This is a genomic window from Pseudomonas mandelii (assembly GCF_900106065.1).
GTDB lineage: Bacteria > Pseudomonadota > Gammaproteobacteria > Pseudomonadales > Pseudomonadaceae > Aquipseudomonas > Aquipseudomonas mandelii.
Window position 1 is genome coordinate 5,790,779 of record NZ_LT629796.1, and the last position, 16,046, is coordinate 5,806,824.

Consider the following 16,046-nt stretch of genomic DNA (forward strand, 5'->3'; position numbering starts at 1 on the left):
AGAGGCGGGTTTTTACTTTCTGTCTCCTGGGCCCCGATCAATGTCAGGAGACGACCATGAGCAGCACCCCCGCCCAGCAGGCCTTGCTTGAGCACTATGTGAAAAAGATCCTCGCCGCGCCGGTGTATGAATTGGCCGTGCGCACACCGTTGCAACCCGCGCCAGCGCTGTCCGAGGCCTTGGGTAATCAGATCCTGCTCAAGCGTGAGGACTTGCAACCGACCTTTTCCTTCAAGATCCGTGGCGCTTACAACAAATTGGTGCAACTGAGCGATGAGCAAAAGGCTCGGGGCGTGATCACCGCTTCAGCGGGCAATCACGCCCAAGGCGTAGCGTTGGCGGCGCGTGAATTGGGGATCGCTGCGACGATTGTCATGCCTTGCACAACACCAGCATTGAAGGTGCACGGGGTGCGCAGTCGGGGGGCAGAGGCCGTGCTGCACGGCGAGAGCTTTCCGTTCGCCCTCGAATACGCCCTGAGCCTCGCCGAGCAAACCGGTTGCACCTTCGTCTCACCTTTCGATGACCCGGACGTAATCGCCGGGCAGGGCACCGTGGCCATGGAGATCCTGCGCCAGCAACAAGGCCCCCTGGATGCGATCTTCGTCCCGGTGGGTGGCGGAGGGCTGATCGCCGGCATCGCGGCGTATGTCAAATACCTGCGCCCGGAAGTTCGCATCATCGGCGTCGAATCAGAACATTCCGCGTGTCTGTACGCGGCGTTACAAGCTGGCGAGCGGATCGTCCTGCCCACCGTGGGCACGTTCGCCGATGGCGTGGCCGTCGCGCAGATTGGCGCCTATGGATTTGAAGTCTGCCGGTTTTGCGTCGATGAAGTGCTGACCGTCAGCAACGACGAACTGTGCGCCGCCATCAAGAATATCTACGACGATACCCGCTCGATCACCGAGCCCTCCGGTGCCTTGGCGGTGGCCGGCATCAAGAAGTACGTCGCTCAAACCGGTGCGCGCGGTCAAACCCTGATCGCGATCGACTCGGGCGCCAATATCAACTTTGACAGCCTGCGGCATGTCGCCGAGCGCGCCGCGTTGAGCGACGCCTCAGCGTGAGGAGGGGCGCTGCGGTTACTCTTGAACGGCTTTCTCGACCTTGTCCGACGCCGACCAAATCCGATAGCGGACTTCGACGTCCTTGGGCACGTAGAGCACGATCGGCAACTTGCTGTTGTAACGAAGCATGAAGCCGTCACCGACCACCGGCACAAACGCCTTTTTACTCTTGCCGTCGGGGCAGGCCATCATCGTGCTCATCGGGCCGATGACTTTTTCCAGACGGTAAAAGGGGTAGCCCCAGCCTTCAAGGTTTTTTTCCTCAAGGATACCGCCCAGACGTTGGCGATTGCAGTCCACCGTCAGCGTCTTGCCCGCCAGCACCTCAACCTGGAAGTTTTCTTCCTGTGGCTGCGGCGCTACATGAATGACCTGGCGGGTAAAACCGCTTTCCGGTTTAGGGAACGGCGCGACGGTTTCGAGCTTTGCCGCACAGGCCACGCTCGAAAGGCTGGCAACAATCAGCCCGACGGTATTGATACAGGTCAAAGAACCCATGATGCCTCCTTGCGTGTGAGTAGGGTCAGCGGATACTGGATTGGCAGGCGCATTCTTACTGCCGACCGCCACCAATGCAAACCCGGTCGGGAATGTATGCAAATTGCAGGGTTCAAACTGCCCTTTCTTGCAGATTGCATGAGGCCATTTTCAGGCATGTCCGTTAAATCATTGATTTACCGATGAGCTGCACGGCGAAATTTGCGGCATGTTTTATGCTCAAGCAGATCTTAAGTTGACCAGGACAGTATTGAGTCAGCTCTGGAACGAGAAACCGGCCCGTTGTTGAGGCGTAGAAACCCCGCAAAGGAAGTAAAGCGGGAGATCTCAGCACCGCCGACGTTGGATATTAATTGGCAATCTCACAATTAGGAGAGGGTCGCCATGTTTCTTTCTGCCTTGGAACTTCGCAATATCGTTGAAAGCAGTTTTCTGCCGAAACGCTGTCAGTGCACGCTGTCGCCGGACCTGTCGATGACCGTCAAGGTGTATTCCGATCGTGAAACCGATCACCTAGATCTGATGGTGACCGGAATCAATGCCAAAAAACTGAATGGTTGCCGTGAAATCAACGACCTGATTGCAGGCCTGCGCTCAGAGATGCAGCATCAGGAAGCGAGTCAGACACTGCATCCCGACAGGAAAGCGCTTTAACCTGCAGTTTCGAATTCTGCCGACACGCGCCGGGCCTGGACAAACCCCAGTCCCAGCGCCGATTCGACCATCACCGCCAGCAATATGCCCGGCCCGGCATGGCCATTGAGCCATTCGCCAAAACCCAGTATCGCCAAGCCGAAACAACCCACGGTAAACCCGGTGCTCAGCGCATTGCGGGTGACCGACGGCGCCTCGTTCCGAACCAGATAAAACATCACGCCCAACGCCGCGAACAGCACTGCACTGCGTCGCGCGACAAACCCTGCCGCAGACGAATACTCAATACTCCAGATCGCCAGCAACCCATCCGGCATCAAACCCCAGACCAGGGCCAGCAGAAAACAGAGGAGGGAAGTGAAGGTCGACACGATACGAAACGATAACTGCATGGCGGATCCTTGCGGCAGTGAGGGAGGCGCCAAAGCATAGCGCCTGATCCCTCACAGGAGTACCGCAAAGTGCAAAATCAGACCTTTCAGTCAGTTCTGATAACTGCAAGCGTCAGAAAGCTTCCGGTAGCTGATTTCTTCAGGCTTGCCTGACGTATCGATGTACTTCATGTCGGCCGTGATCACTTTGCATTCCAGCGTGTTCGGCTCAGTCAGCGCGACCACTTTGCCGATGTCCAGCGGCATGCCGTAGTGATAGGGGGTGGCTTGCGAGGACGACGTGTCATTGGCCTGCACAAGACCAGTAAACGCGGTGCAGGCGAGGGCAGAAGTCATCAGCAGCGTGCGGATGTTCATGGGGCGATCTCCAGTGCAGAGGTTGAGTCAGCTCGACGGATTGAGCGTCGAACCTGCCGCACTGGGCGTCAGAGGAACCTGAGGGCGTGCGGTCCAGTAAAGTCTTGGACCGCGGGGTTAACGGATGGTTAACCCGGCTGAACGCCGCCTGTCGCGAGGTTTTTGCTGTCGGATGATTCGCTAGGAAAGCGTCTACGAAGTCTTCGGCTTGGTCCTACAAGGCCAGGCGCTTTGTCGACTTTCGCCGGATGGGTTGAAGGGATTACTGTTGGGCTCGCTGCAAAATCAGCGGACAGGTTTGGTCACCTGATTCCATCACATTTGTGTGCCATCATTCGCGCTTCGGACTTCTCAGTCCTCGTAGTGCGTTGCAATGGCGGCTGTGCCTTAAAACGCATTGGCGAAGATGCCAGCGAAAAGCTCGACTACACGCCCGGCGTGTTCACGGTCGAGCGCCACATTCGTGGGAAATGGGCCTGCGAACAATGCGAAACGCTGATCCAGGCGCCGGTACCGGCGCATGTCATCGACAAAGGCATACCGACAGCGGGCCTACTCGCCCACGTCATGGTGGCCACGTTCGCCGACCATCTGCCGCTGTATCGCCAAGAGAAAATCTTCGGACGTGCCGGGTTGCCCATCGCCCGTTCGACCCTGGCGCAATGGGTTGGCGCTTGTGGCGTGCAGCTACAGCCGCTGGTGGATGCATTGCGCGAAGCGGTGCTGACGCACGGCGTCGTGCACGCCGACGAAACGCCGGTACAAATGCTGATGCCTGGCGCGAAGAAAACTCATCGCGCTTACGTCTGGGCCTACGCCACGAGTCAGTTCTCCAAGCTGGCGGCGGTTGTTTACGACTTCAGCCCGAGCCGTGCTGGTGAACACGCTCGAAACTTCCTCGGCCACTGGAACGGCAAGCTGGTCTGCGATGACTTCGCTGGCTACAAGGCAAGCTTTGAGCTGGGAGTTACGGAAATCGGCTGCATGGCGCATGCGCGCCGCAAGTTCTTCGATTTGCACGCGACCAACAAGAGCCAGATCGCCGACAAAGCGCTGCATTACATCGCAGCCTTGTACGAAGTTGAGCGAGAGGCTCGCGAGCTGGAACCGGATATCCGGCAGCGCATACGGCAGGACAAAGCAGCGCCGATCATCGACGCGCTTCATACGTGGATGATCGCTCAGAGGCAGCTTGTGCCTGAGGGATCGGCCATCGCCAAAGCGTTGGATTACAGCCTCAAACGCTGGATAGCGCTGACGCGCTATATCAATGACGGTGCCGTACCCATCGATAATAATTGGTGTGAGAACCAGATTCGGCCGTGGGCAATTGGACGCTCGAACTGGTTGTTTGCAGGCTCGTTACGCAGTGGCAAACGCGCGGCTGCAATCATGAGCTTGATCCAGTCTGCGCGGCTCAATGGGCATGATCCGTATGCTTACTTGAAGGATGTTCTCACACGTCTGCCGACGCAGCGGGCGAGTGAGGTTGCTGAGCTGCTGCCGCATCGGTGGATACCCGTTTAGCTCTGGAGAACTGATATGAACACGGACTTAATCCCCTAGGTGCATATTCATCAAGGCGTCAATGTAGGGCGCCTTATGCGCGAGATATTCAGCAATGCCTCCCCGGTTGTTAGCTTCGAGCCGCAGCTTCAAATCCTGGTATTGCTTGCGGATAGTGCTGTCTTCTCTCAACAGGTCGCGGAAACGTAACATTCGTGCAATCTGTCCATGACCAGCAACGCACACGTGTATTTTATGAGTTCTCACCCCATCAACATCGCGACGATAAAAGTGGTGTCCGACGGAAAGATCTGTTCCCCGCACATAGCCCAATGTACGCATGAACTCGCTACGAGCCACCTCATTTATATGCTCCGACACCACAACCAAGATGTCGATTTCCGGTTTGGCAGAAAGCCCCGGAACGGCGGTGCTACCAATATGATGAGTTCCGATAAGCTCAGCACCGAAGCCCTCCGCTATTCGGCGGTTTTCGGCGGTAAAAAGTAGCGGCCACTGAGGGTTGTATGGAGAGATTTCGCTGGTGAGGGCCATCAGCTGTCCTTGCGTCATAGTCGAAGGGGTAGAAGATTAACCTCGGTTCAAAAATTTTGAAATTTCTCTGCGACAGCTGTGTTGGTAGACGGGTTTCGAAAGCCCCGACTGATTGTGATTTCGAAGGGGGCGTCTTGGCCGGACGCTTACCCGCCCTTCACGATAGCTTACCCCTAAAAAGTACTGCGCAAACGCGTACCCATTTTCGGCGGATTTCTCCAGCCATTTATCATCGCCGGTAACTATAAACATTAGGTACATCGCTTCTGCGTTTCCTTTCGCAGCTTCTACGCTAGCGGTATCTAACGCCAACTTCCCCCAAACGCCAGGTTCCTTTCGGCTTTCTGGGCAGTTACCCATAGTTACGCAGAGATCATTTTTCTCTCCTGCGAGCCTTATCATCGAGTATATATCGCCTTGGAGGGCCGATGCTTCATAGGCACTCATAGCTTCAGGAGTCATATATTTTTTTTACGAATTGCTTCGCTGAGATAATATTGGGCTTCGTGATCACCTGTTTGGGCCGCTAATTCAAGGAGTGGCACTGATGAACTTGTTTTGAACTGATTATAAAGTGTGATGCCTTGTGTTTTAGCGGACTTCAGGTCCGAAGTAGATTGTGCGCTAACCTCTGAGGACAAATCGATCGCGAAGAGGGCTACGAAAAAATACGCTTTCATAGTGTTAATCGTTCATAGCTTGTCAGGGAAGAAGGATAGTGGTGGGCGGGTTGCTTTCCATTCCGTCAGGGTTTTTTTTGATTTTTCGATCTGTTCCCCAGTCATTTTTGCCGCGATTTCCGGGAGTTCATCTTGTGCAAATTCTCGCATGCCGCCCCCACCGTCTAGTTCAAGCACCCAGGAAATGGATGCATAGGCAGTTACTAGATCCTCCTTAAAGCCGTATTCCGGCGATTGTCCTGCTAAGTAAGAGCCATAACCGTATACAGCGCTGACATATCCAGTCATTGCAGCTTTTTCATTCCACGACCTGAATTGCTCCCAGTCCTTTTTTCGACCCTGAATCGCGGCATACGCCAACATACCTTGAGGGTTGCCACCCTCCGCAGATGCCTTCATCCAGCGTTCGACCATCTCCGCGCGTTTTGAAGGTGTCAGGAAGAAACCTTTACCTTCACGGTAATCCGCCGCTAGATAGTACTGCGCTAGCGCAAAACCTCCGTCTGCGGATTTTTCAAACCATTTGTCGTCTCCGGTTATCCGGTACATCAAATACATAGCCTCGGCGTCACCTTTTTCAGCTTCTTTCGTAGCAGCCTCTAAGGCACTTTTGGACCACTCGTTTGGCGATTTTTTTTCACCTGAGCAGTTGTTCATCTCAACGCAGAGATCGTTATTGCGCTGAGACAATCTTATCATTGCATATATATCACCTTGGCGAGCAGAGGCTTCATACGCGCTCTGAGCTTCTGGAGTTATATATTTGTTATTTTTGCGTAACGCTTCGCCCAAGTAGTACTGTGCTTCACGATCGCCACCTTCCGCTGCTGCCTTCAGATAGGGGACTGCAGATATGGCTTTGAATTGATTGTAAAGCTCAATACCCTTTTCCTTTGCTTTCACTTGCTGTGTCGATACTTCTGCCTGCGCCACAAAGCTAAAGAATAGGGTTGATAAGGCAATGCAAACGGCATTTTTCATTTTTAACATGTTTAGTTGACTCGATTATAAAGGGCCGGAATATTTCATGGTGGTCATCGGGATATAGCTATTTTCCCGAAAGTCCAGCTTGCAGAACGCGTCTATACGCTGACCCATTTTCTTCACATTTGATTTATAGCGGGCCCGAGCTTTAACGCCTTCCGCACGTTCCATGCTAAGTACAGGAACTGCCATAAAATTATCTAGTCTGTATCTATTCTCACAATACGCTTGCCCGGACTCTTTAGGTGCGACGCCTAGTTTGTTCATGCATTTACAAGCGTCCTCAAATAGCTGTTGAGCTTTGGTTAACGCTTCTGCGCCATCCGCCGTTGATCCTACCCAATAAATCACTCTGTCGAGAGCTCGTTGTTGGAGCAAACGTGCTTCCTGTTTTACGTACTTACGATCGGTACTTTTACTTTCACTTGTGTCTTGGTTCGTTGAAATTACTGAAAACTCTTCCGGCTCAGAACTGAGCGTCATAAGGAGGGGGCCCAAGGCCGCGGGAGTTGCTTCCATAAACCATTTTTGCAATTCGGCTTGATTTTCATATTCAATAATAGTGTCTGCAATGGGCCCTCCCTTTCCACTACTGGTCATCGCGTCATATAGATTCATAATAACGTCGATGCCCATCATATAGATCATTGCAACATCCAACCCGACCGCACCGAGCATGTTCAGTGCAGAAGCCTGTTCAGCAGCCTCTGGAGTAATCCAGCTAATAGAAGCGCCTTTAGCTTTATACAGCTCACGTCGATAAATATTGATAAGCTCTACAACAGCCTCGTAACCTACCTCAAATTTGAAACTACCACTTGCACCCGGCCCAAGAACAACCGTTGCTTTAAGATTGAGAATGAATTTACCCTTATCCAGAGAAACTCCAGCATTGCCCTGCAAGCCCGCGCCATAGGCAGCACCTAAAGATCCGCTGAGGTTGGCAAGCGTTAGCCATTGGCTAGCGCTCGTAGCCTCCTTGCTGTTATTGATTCCGGTGGAGGGTCCTGCCCGCAATACAGCCAATGCTTTAGGCGGAGCCCAATTCAAAGCCCCTGTCAGTTGGATACCTGCTTGCACGCCGGCGAACAGATTGAAATTGGCCTTTATGCCATTTTCAATTTGTACGTTGGCGGCCTTGCCGGACATGACTTGGCCACTTGATTTGGTATCGACAGCCGTGAGCGCCTTGGACTTGTATTCAAGGTCTGGGGTAGGGCTGGTATCACCATTGTCGGCTTTGGTTTTGATCGTTTCTTCGTGGGTCTTCCGTTCGGCCTTTGCTTCGGTATCTTCGCGCTGTGCCGGTTTGACAGGGCTGAGTGTCGCGCCATATTTGGTATTGCCGCCTATAGGGACCAGCTCAATACTACCGGCGAGCATGAGCGACGCACCGGCGTATCCCCACGCACGGGCACCGAAATGAAAGGACATACGGCCGAGGTTCAAGGTCTGAAGTTGAGGATTACCTTCGAGATAGTAATCGACCGTCACATCCTTGGCTTTTTCGCGAGTCGGCATGTCGATTTTAAGCAGTTCCACTTCACCTCGAGCCAAGTCAAAGCTCAGTGACGCACTGGCCGACGTCTTGAAGCCTTCAGCGGCAGAGAAGGAGGGACCTTCCAGTTTCACTTCGCCATGCAGTTTTTTTTGCGGCGGCGCAAGGCAGCGGACAAACTGCGCCTGCTGGCTCTTGTCGAAAAGCCTCACTTCACCACGAACACTCTTTTTGAATACGACCTGCTTTAGATGCTCGCCCCATTCTTTTCGCGCACCGGCATCCTCAAGCTGAGTCACTTTATAGCCGTTGGTTTGCAAGAAGCTGTAAAACTTGTCGATATTGAACCAACCATTGGTATCAAACCAATCGCCGGCTTGATCTCCAATTTTTAGCGCGCCCTGGCTTGCCAGCCACTGGCCAAATACCTTCTGCGCGCTGTTTTTATTTGCACCACCGTCACCATTTTTTGGGATGCCTTCAAGAATTTTTTTTGCGCTCTTGCCGGCTTTTTTCAAGTCTTCCTCAAGAAGGTTTGGCGCACCCTTGAGGTTGAGCAAACTGAACCACTTCAACGGCGTGCCGCTTGTAGCCAGTGTGCTGACCTCTCTTAGCGGAAAGCCATCTTTGACAAGCCGATCAACCGGCTGAGGCTCAAACTGTTCAGGCTCCCATAATAAGTGACGTCGAATAGGGTCAGCAGCGACTTTTTGTTGAGCCTTTTCGTGTAAGCCCTGTTTTACAACTTGCAAACGGTCCCATTCGGCACGTTCGGCTTCGACCAGACCGGCAGGTGCCTGGGCATTTTGACCCGTCGCTTCGATCCAGTTTTTGTATTTTTCACGCAAGCGGTTATTGATTTCCGATTGCTGTTTTTCCGTATCGAGATACAACTTGAACTGCTCGATACCTGTAGTGATGTCATCGCCACTGATCAATGCGTACTCAGGTAAGGCGATCCCGTATTCCGCTACTTTGATAATCGCGTCGGTGTATTCGTGATAGGCAAACGACTTGGCTTCGCCATGCTTCCACGCCAGGTAGGCGTATGTATCGCCTTCGCAGGTGTATAAACACTTCTGCAGTTCATCACGCTTTTTCTTGTCAGTTTCAAGGAGCTTGGCGATATCCTCCTGAGCCTGTGGCTTGATGCCACCTTCACTGATCAGCGCCTTGCGTTTCTCCAGGTAATTTTGGACGCGAGCGCGAGCCTCGATTGCCCCGGCAGCGAACAACGTACCGTTCTCGTACGTATGACCCTTCTTTTCGGCGGCGGCAATAGCTGTTTTTTTTAGCGCCAACCACTCGCTGCGTAACTTGCGTAGCTCGCTGTAATCATCCCGGATACGGTTCTGAGTATCGATATCCGACTGAAGCTGATCTATACGTGAGCGCTGAGTATCGGTTTTCGGCGTTTCGGCCTTTGGTGCGTCCTTTTCTTTTGCGAGTTTTACTTCTTGGCGGCTGCGAAGGACCATTCCTGGGTCCATTTCGATATTCGGTTCCTGAGCTTCAATCTCCTCCATTCGCTGGCGCTGTTCGCCCTCGAGAAAATTACTCAGTTTTGGCTCAAGGAAGTAATTCAGTAATCCGCTGTCATCTAATCCCTTGAGGCGCTCATCGCGGGATTTACTCGGGGCAATTTGATTCTCCAGAGCGTGCATCGCCTCCTTCATCGAGGAGGCGGCGCGCTCGGGCAGTAACCAAAACTCTTCTTCGTCAGTTGCATAAATTGCGGTGCCGTACGTGTTGGAACAAGGCTTGGGCTGATCCTTGAAGCTGGGGGCGCACGTTTCTGTAAAGTCTTTTTTCGGCCCCAAGTCAATGGGCTTAGGGCCAGGCGCACTTGCACTTTCGGCCGTTGGAGCAGGTTGGGAAGCTGCCGTTGAAGGGGCCGCTGGTTTTGCAACCGCTTCAGCCTGAGCACTCTTGGGAACACTAAGATTCCAACCCGGTTTAATCGCACTCGGGTTGGTAATGAATGGATTCATCTGGCGCAGTTGCGCAACATTGGTGTTGTAGCGAGTAGCAATCTGGCTGAGCGTTTCACCAGGATTGACTGAATGATTGGTAATTTCCATGGTGCTTCCGTTCTGTTGTTGCGTCGGGTTCATTGGGGATTGGCGGATGCTGTTTGCATCAGCTGTTCAACCTTGATGAATGACTCTTCCCTGGATTGCAGGATGGCCATTGCTTCTGGCCGTGTTTCAAGCCGCGGTCCGTCGACGACGGAGGCGAGCTTGAGCAAGTGATCACCTTCGTAGATGTTGTTTTTGAGCAAAAGGTCCAGGTTCTCGGTAATTTCATTGATCCGGTCATCACCGGGCTTACCGAACGCTGCATATTGCTCATCGACCCAGTACAACCACCCCAGCCGCGCTTGAATCTTTGCTGCGTTGTCGGGAAGGTTGAACGCCGGGCCATCGCCACGCCACTTCAGTTCCGACTTCGCCGTCCAGGACAGCCACGCGCCGCGCTCTTTGCCGAAGTGTCTCGGGGCAGGGCTATACACTGCTTGCCAAGGACCGAACAATTGAATGGACGTGTCGCCTGCGGTGTAGGCCAGCGCAGCCCACAGGCTAGGTTTGTGATAACTCAACAGGCTTTGGCCGCCGGAACCGTCGTTGGCTCGTAGCAACCAGCGCGCGTGTGCGAGTGCCTGAGTGGCGTCTTCTGCGACCAGGGCAATGCCCGAGTGATTTTCTTCGCACAAGCGCGTGGCTTCGACTGCCAATCGGCTGCCCCAAGGTGCTGTGAGCCAGAGCGGACCGTCATTGGCGATTTCCGCAAAGTCAGTGCTGCTGTACAAGGCTTGAGCATTCATCGGTTCGCCGATGCGATACAGACGCGACATCGCCTCGGGTTGGCGTGCGCGATCGATGATGAAACACAGGACCTGACTGGACTGTTCCCTGGGCAGCGACTCGAATCCGTAACGAGGTGCGGCCAGCAGGGTGTTCATGGCGGTTACATGCATGTGCAATCCTTACGGCTGCAGGCGCCGTTGCTTTGTTTGCCGCACAACGGCGTAATACCCGATTCGTTGAGGCGGCTGGGGAGAGGCGCTTTGCCCGCGACATCCGCATCCGCCGCTTTCATCGGCCCCGGCAACAACGGCGCAGCAGGCGTACCCACCCCAGGCGAGCCCCCGGTATTCACCTTCACCTCAGCCCCACTAATCGTCACGCCCCCCGCATCAACCTTGACGAAACTCCCGCCAGCTTTCGCCGTCAGTTCCATTCCGCCTTCAACCACCACCTTCTCGCCAGCGTGGTAATGAATCTCCTGCCCCGCCTCGACAAACTGCGCTGTGCCGATCTTCACATGCTGAGTCACCGCCACGGTCAGGTGATCATCCGCCCGCGCTTCAGTCTTGCGGTCCAGATGGGTAATCCGGTGTTCTTCAACCTTGAACTCGCTGAAAACATTGGCCTCGACCGTGTCATGGCGTTCATTGCCGATGCGGATTTTCTGGTCGTGTTCGATGTTTTCATCCCAGTCGCGCTGGGCGTGCAGGTAGATCTGTTCCGCGCCTTTCTTGTCTTCGATGCGGAACTCGTTGTAGCCCTTGCCGCCCGGCGAGCTGAGGGTTTTGAAGGTGCTGCGGGTCTTGTTCGCCGGCAGGTCGTAGGGGACGACGTTTTCCTTGTGGAACAGGCAGCCGGTGATCAGCGGTTGGTCGGGGTCGCCTTCGAGGAAGGTGACGAGGACTTCCATGCCGACCCGCGGGATGGCGATGCCGCCGTATGCACTGCCGGCCCAGCCGGTGGCGACGCGTAGCCAGCAGCTGGTGGTGTCGTTGGCCTGGCCGTCGCGGTCCCAGTGGAATTGCACTTTGACGCGGCCGTATTCGTCGCAGTGGATTTCTTCGCCGGGCGGGCCGGTGACGATGGCGGTCTGGCTGCCGAGGACTTTCGGTTTCGGGTGTTCGAGGGCAGGGCGGAAGTGCGCGTCCCACGGGGTGGCGAGGAAGGTGTTGCGGTAGCCCTGATGGAAATCGTCTTTGTTATGGGTGACGTCGCTGGTGACGTTTTTGCCGAGCACTTGCGGCTGCTTGCCTTCGTGCACGACTTCGAGCAGCAGCCAGAGATCGTTCCACTCGGCGCGCGGGTGTTCGCTCAGGGCCATGAAGTGGCCGCTGACGAGGGTCGGCTCGTCGCCTTTGCCTTCGGCCAGTTTGTAATCGCTGCGATGGCGCTCCAGCGCGCGGGTGGCCAGTTGTTTGCCGCGCTCGCGGGTCAGGAAGCGGCCGGGGTAGTCGTAGTCTTCGAGATCCGGCGCGAAAGTGCTCTTGGCGGCGCCTTCGGGCAGGATGCGTGGTTTTTCGAAGTCGTAGTCGCGGCGGCTGACGCGGGAGGTGCGGGTTTCCAGGCGCAGGTTGAAACGCTTGATCACCGGTTTCGTGGCGGCCATGCCGGAGTCTTGCTGGTAGGCCACGGGTGCGAGTTTGCGGAACACCGTCTGGTCATCGCCGAAGACGAGTTTGTGGCCGCTGGCGCTGTGTTGGAAGTGGAAGTGAATGCCTTCCTCTTCACACAGACGCTGGATGAAATGCAGGTCGGATTCGTCGTACTGGACGCAGTAATCGCGCTCGGGGTAGATCGCGCCGAGCTGGAAACTGTAAGCGTCAGACAGGATGCCGCGCGCCTCCAGTACCTGGGCGATGATCTTCGGCACACTTAAATGCTGGAAAATCTGCTGGTCATGGTTGTGGCGCAGGTAAGCGAGTTGCGGGACCAGGCTGATGCTGTAGCGCGTCAGGCTTTTGCCGGAATCGCCTTGCTCGATGCGATAGACCAGACCGTGAATGATGCCCTTGCCGGTGGCGCCGAAGGTCAGGCAGCCAGGCTTGTGCAGCAACTCTTCAAGTTTCAGGTCGGGACGGGCGCTGACCAGTTCGATGTCGAAACAGAACGGTTGATTGAGGGTTTCGCGACCGACGAAGCTGAGCACTTGCAGGTCAACGGAAACGCCTTCCAGCGTCAGGGAAATATGGGTTGCGTTCGCGTCCAGCATGCCTTTAATTCCGTCCTTTGAATAAGCTGGTGCGGATGGTGCAGGATTAAACCGCCACGTTCAAGGCGCAAATGGCGTAGGAGTGGATGCGTTGGGCTATCGGGAAAACCCTTAGATACAAGGTTTCGGCCAATGAATGCAGGGGATTTTTAGTTATCTTTTCCTGGGTATCACTGCGCCACAACTTCCAGGCGGCCAAGAATCAACAGTCATTTCCAGACTAAAGTCCTCTTCGACCGATAAAAGCCTGCTGCCGCCATTGCCGATGATCCTGTTGATCGCTCCTACGCTCTGCGTGGGAATGCCTCACTGACGCTCCGCGTCCGCTTTGGACGCGGAGCGTCCCGGGCTGTATTCCCACGCGGAACGTAGGAACGATCTGTCAGTTGAGTTGCTGCCGATACGGCAAATCCGGGCCGGTCTTGCTGCACGTCAGCGCCGCTGCCTGTACCGCAAACTTCAACATTCCGTCGATTTGCCCGCGCTCAAGCGATTGCACACCCGCAACCGAATCCAGCTGCTGCTCGGTCAACCAGGTAATCAACGCCGCCTGGAACGTATCGCCCGCGCCCACGGTATCAGCGATTTTCACTGAGCTCGCCGGTACTGACCACGAACCCTGAGTGCGGCTGAACACCGTGGCACCCTCACCACCTCGGGTCAGGAACACCAACTGACAGCGATGCTGCAACCAACCTTCAATCACCCGCTGCGGATCCTGCTCGGGGTACAACAGACTCAAATCCTCATCGCTGACTTTGATCAGATCCGCCAACTCAACCAGCGTCGCAATCCTCGAACGCCACAGGTCGATATTCGGTTCAGGATTGAGTCGGACATTCGGATCAAGGCTGATCAGACGTTTTCCGCTTTCCCGCTGCACCAACGCCAGCAGCGTGTCGGCAATCGGCTGCACCACCAGGGAGAACGAGCCAATGTGCAAACCACGCACTTGCGGGCCCAGCTCAGGCAAATGCTCAGGTTTGAGCTGGCGGTCCGCGCAACCTTCACCGCGAAAGCTGTAGTGCGGCGAGCCATTGGCCCCGACCGCGACCATTGCCAGTGTGGTCGGTGCGGCGAAGTCCACCAGGTAATCCGGGCGCACACCTTCGTCCTGCAGCACTTGCTGCAAGCGTCGGCCAAGGTAGTCGGTGGAGAGTCCTGCAAAGAGCGCCGCTTCCACGCCCAATCGCCGCAAGCCAACCGCCACATTGAACGGCGAACCGCCGGCAATTGCCTTGAAATTCACTTTTGAAGCCAGGCCGCTGGCGTCTTCTTCACTGAAGAAATCGAACAGCGCTTCGCCACACACCAGATACATAGTTGTTCGCTCTTTAAAGGGTTGCGACATGTTGTTGATAACGTTCATAGGCCTGCTGACAGGCCGCCACATTGTCGGCAATCGGCAAGGTTTCACTGGCCAGATCGAGCTTTACACAACGCTCGCAAAGGTCCGCCAGACTGTCCTCGTGGCCGTTTGCTCTGGACTTGCACCACGCCGCCTGAATCGCTGCGCCCAGGGCTGCCGCTTCGCTCTGCTCGGTACAGATCACCGGGGTGTTCATGATGTCGGCGACGATCTGGCGCCACACCGGGCTTTTCGAGCCGCCGCCGATCAGGCAAATGCTGCGGCTTTGTAAGCCATTCTGGCGCAGCAGGTCCAGTCCATAACGCAAACCGAAGGTCGTGCCTTCGACGACTGCGCGGCACAGGTTGGCCTGGGTCAGGTTGGTCATGGTCAAGCCCAGCAGGCTGCCGGTGGCATGGGGCAGGGCGGGGACGCGCTCGCCATTGAGGAACGGCAGCATGCACACGCCTTCGGCACCGATGGGCGCCTGCTCGACCAAATCGTTGAAGTGTTCGATATCAAGGGCGAACAGCTCGCGAATGACCCCCGTGGCGTTGGTCAGGTTCATGGTGCAGATCAGCGGCAGCCAGCCACCGCTGGACGAGCAGAACGTGGCGACCGACGCATCCGGGCTGACTTTCGGCTGGTCAGCATAGGCGTACACCGTCCCCGAAGAGCCGAGGCTCATGGTGATCGCGCCGGGCTTGATATTGCCGGTGCCGATCGCGCCCATCATGTTGTCGCCGCCCCCGCTGGAGACCAGCGCCTGCGGGTTGATGCCAAGCTGTTCGGCGATGCTCGGCAGGATCGTGCCGACTGCTTGATGCGCGTCGATCAACTCCGGCAACGCGGCTTGCAGGCGTCCGGTCGGGTCGATGTCGCGCAGCAACTGCAAATCCCATTGGCGGGTCCGCACGTTGAAATACCCGGTGCCTGACGCGTCGCCGTACTCGCTGCAACTGCGGCCGGTGAGCCAATGGTTCAGGTAGTCGTGGGGCAGGAGGATGTGGGCGATCCGGGCGAAAATGTCCGGGTGCTGTTCTTTGGTCCACAGCAGTTTGGAAACGGTGTAGCCGGGCGCGATGACCACACCCAGGCGCTCAAGTGAACCCTTTTCGCCACCGAGTTGAGCCAGGAGACGGTCATTTTCCGGGGTGGATTCGGTGTCGCACCAAAGCTTCGCCGGACGCAGCACCTGACCTTGGTCATCGAGCAATACCAGGCCGTGTTGCTGTCCGGAGACGCCGAGGCCAAGGATGTCCTGACCGTCGACTTTCGCCGCGAGTAACGCACGGCGAGTGGCCAGGGTGAACGCTTCGAGCCACTGGCCGGTGTCTTGCTCGCGGCGACCGTTGGCGCCGCTGATCAAGCTGTGCACAGCGGCGCCCTGGCCCAGGACCTGGCCAGTGTGGGCGTCCAGGATCACGGCTTTGGTGCCTTGGGTGCCGCAGTCAATGCCGAGGAATAATTGTTGGTTTGCCATCGAAG

The 16,046-nt window shown here is 55.8% G+C and carries 12 protein-coding genes and 2 pseudogenes; 3 read left to right on the forward strand and 11 right to left on the reverse strand.

The genetic code is table 11. The features are described 5' to 3' along the window. Positions 1–56: 56 nt before the first annotated feature. Positions 57–1,058 (forward strand): annotated as a pseudogene (ilvA, locus tag BLU63_RS26965) (threonine ammonia-lyase, biosynthetic); the annotation flags it as partial. Positions 1,059–1,085: 27 nt separating this feature from the next. Here the strand turns inward: ilvA and eco are convergent. Continuing rightward, positions 1,086–1,568, reverse strand: coding sequence for a serine protease inhibitor ecotin (gene eco, locus BLU63_RS26970; protein ID WP_083376697.1), 483 nt, complete (start codon positions 1,566–1,568; stop codon positions 1,086–1,088). A gap of 384 nt (positions 1,569–1,952) precedes the next feature. Here eco and BLU63_RS26975 point away from each other — a divergent pair, with 384 nt between their 5' ends. Continuing rightward, positions 1,953–2,222, forward strand: a complete 270-nt coding sequence (locus BLU63_RS26975; protein WP_083376698.1) for a DUF1652 domain-containing protein — start codon at positions 1,953–1,955, stop codon at positions 2,220–2,222. On the opposite strand, the gene BLU63_RS26980 is transcribed toward BLU63_RS26975, so the two are convergent. Both BLU63_RS26980 and BLU63_RS26985 read right to left on the reverse strand, forming a co-directional pair. Beyond that, positions 2,219–2,614, reverse strand: coding sequence for a hypothetical protein (locus BLU63_RS26980; RefSeq protein ID WP_077747817.1), 396 nt, complete (start codon positions 2,612–2,614; stop codon positions 2,219–2,221). The two genes, BLU63_RS26975 and BLU63_RS26980, sit on opposite strands and share 4 nt — an antisense overlap. A 90-nt stretch (positions 2,615–2,704) precedes the next feature. Then, the gene (locus tag BLU63_RS26985) at positions 2,705–2,971 is read right to left on the reverse strand and encodes a DUF2790 domain-containing protein (RefSeq protein ID WP_083376699.1); all 267 of its coding nucleotides are present in this window, start codon (positions 2,969–2,971) and stop codon (positions 2,705–2,707) included. A 369-nt stretch (positions 2,972–3,340) separates the two neighbouring features. On the opposite strand from BLU63_RS26985, the pseudogene tnpC reads away from it, so the two are divergent. Next, positions 3,341–4,498, forward strand: a pseudogene (gene tnpC, locus BLU63_RS26990) (IS66 family transposase); the annotation flags it as partial. 27 nt (positions 4,499–4,525) lie between these two features. On the opposite strand, the gene BLU63_RS26995 reads toward tnpC, so the two are convergent. The 8 genes from BLU63_RS26995 to xylB form a co-directional block, all read right to left on the reverse strand. Beyond that, entirely contained in the window at positions 4,526–5,032 is a 507-nt protein-coding gene (locus BLU63_RS26995) for a GrpB family protein (RefSeq protein WP_083376700.1), read from the reverse strand. Between the two features lie 458 nt (positions 5,033–5,490). Further along, positions 5,491–5,712: a hypothetical protein gene (locus tag BLU63_RS27000; protein WP_083376701.1), complete on the reverse strand. Its 222-nt coding sequence runs from the start codon at positions 5,710–5,712 to the stop codon at positions 5,491–5,493. Positions 5,713–5,724: 12 nt separating this feature from the next. After that, complete coding sequence (locus BLU63_RS27005) at positions 5,725–6,702, reverse strand: tetratricopeptide repeat protein (protein ID WP_010460484.1); 978 nt, start codon at positions 6,700–6,702, stop codon at positions 5,725–5,727. A 15-nt stretch (positions 6,703–6,717) separates the two neighbouring features. Beyond that, the gene (locus tag BLU63_RS27010) at positions 6,718–10,275 is read right to left on the reverse strand and encodes a LysM peptidoglycan-binding domain-containing protein (protein ID WP_083376702.1); all 3,558 of its coding nucleotides are present in this window, start codon (positions 10,273–10,275) and stop codon (positions 6,718–6,720) included. Between the two features lie 29 nt (positions 10,276–10,304). Continuing rightward, positions 10,305–11,171: a DUF4123 domain-containing protein gene (locus BLU63_RS27015; RefSeq protein ID WP_010460479.1), complete on the reverse strand. Its 867-nt coding sequence runs from the start codon at positions 11,169–11,171 to the stop codon at positions 10,305–10,307. After that, positions 11,162–13,210 (reverse strand): type VI secretion system Vgr family protein, encoded by a 2,049-nt coding sequence (locus tag BLU63_RS27020; protein WP_083376703.1) that lies wholly within the window; start codon positions 13,208–13,210, stop codon positions 11,162–11,164. Before BLU63_RS27020 ends, BLU63_RS27015 begins: the two co-directional genes overlap by 10 nt. Positions 13,211–13,592: 382 nt before the next feature. After that, positions 13,593–14,531, reverse strand: a complete 939-nt coding sequence (locus tag BLU63_RS27025; protein WP_083376704.1) for a carbohydrate kinase family protein — start codon at positions 14,529–14,531, stop codon at positions 13,593–13,595. A 13-nt stretch (positions 14,532–14,544) separates the two neighbouring features. Next, positions 14,545–16,041 carry a xylulokinase gene (xylB, locus tag BLU63_RS27030; RefSeq protein ID WP_083376705.1) on the reverse strand — a complete coding sequence of 499 codons (1,497 nt, stop codon included), beginning with the start codon at positions 16,039–16,041 and terminating at the stop codon, positions 14,545–14,547. Positions 16,042–16,046 lie beyond the last annotated feature (5 nt).

What these genes read in the sequence shown, in the direction of transcription:
- eco (WP_083376697.1), bottom strand. Translation starts at nt 1,568, where the DNA reads ATGGGTTCTTTGACCTGTATCAATACCGTCGGGCTGATTGTTGCCAGC.
- BLU63_RS26975 (WP_083376698.1), top strand. Translation starts at nt 1,953, where the DNA reads ATGTTTCTTTCTGCCTTGGAACTTCGCAATATCGTTGAAAGCAGTTTT.
- BLU63_RS26980 (WP_077747817.1), bottom strand. Translation starts at nt 2,614, where the DNA reads ATGCAGTTATCGTTTCGTATCGTGTCGACCTTCACTTCCCTCCTCTGT.
- BLU63_RS26985 (WP_083376699.1), bottom strand. Translation starts at nt 2,971, where the DNA reads ATGAACATCCGCACGCTGCTGATGACTTCTGCCCTCGCCTGCACCGCG.
- BLU63_RS26995 (WP_083376700.1), bottom strand. Translation starts at nt 5,032, where the DNA reads ATGGCCCTCACCAGCGAAATCTCTCCATACAACCCTCAGTGGCCGCTA.
- BLU63_RS27000 (WP_083376701.1), bottom strand. Translation starts at nt 5,712, where the DNA reads ATGAAAGCGTATTTTTTCGTAGCCCTCTTCGCGATCGATTTGTCCTCA.
- BLU63_RS27005 (WP_010460484.1), bottom strand. Translation starts at nt 6,702, where the DNA reads ATGTTAAAAATGAAAAATGCCGTTTGCATTGCCTTATCAACCCTATTC.
- BLU63_RS27010 (WP_083376702.1), bottom strand. Translation starts at nt 10,275, where the DNA reads ATGGAAATTACCAATCATTCAGTCAATCCTGGTGAAACGCTCAGCCAG.
- BLU63_RS27015 (WP_010460479.1), bottom strand. Translation starts at nt 11,171, where the DNA reads ATGCATGTAACCGCCATGAACACCCTGCTGGCCGCACCTCGTTACGGA.
- BLU63_RS27020 (WP_083376703.1), bottom strand. Translation starts at nt 13,210, where the DNA reads ATGCTGGACGCGAACGCAACCCATATTTCCCTGACGCTGGAAGGCGTT.
- BLU63_RS27025 (WP_083376704.1), bottom strand. Translation starts at nt 14,531, where the DNA reads ATGTATCTGGTGTGTGGCGAAGCGCTGTTCGATTTCTTCAGTGAAGAA.
- xylB (WP_083376705.1), bottom strand. Translation starts at nt 16,041, where the DNA reads ATGGCAAACCAACAATTATTCCTCGGCATTGACTGCGGCACCCAAGGC.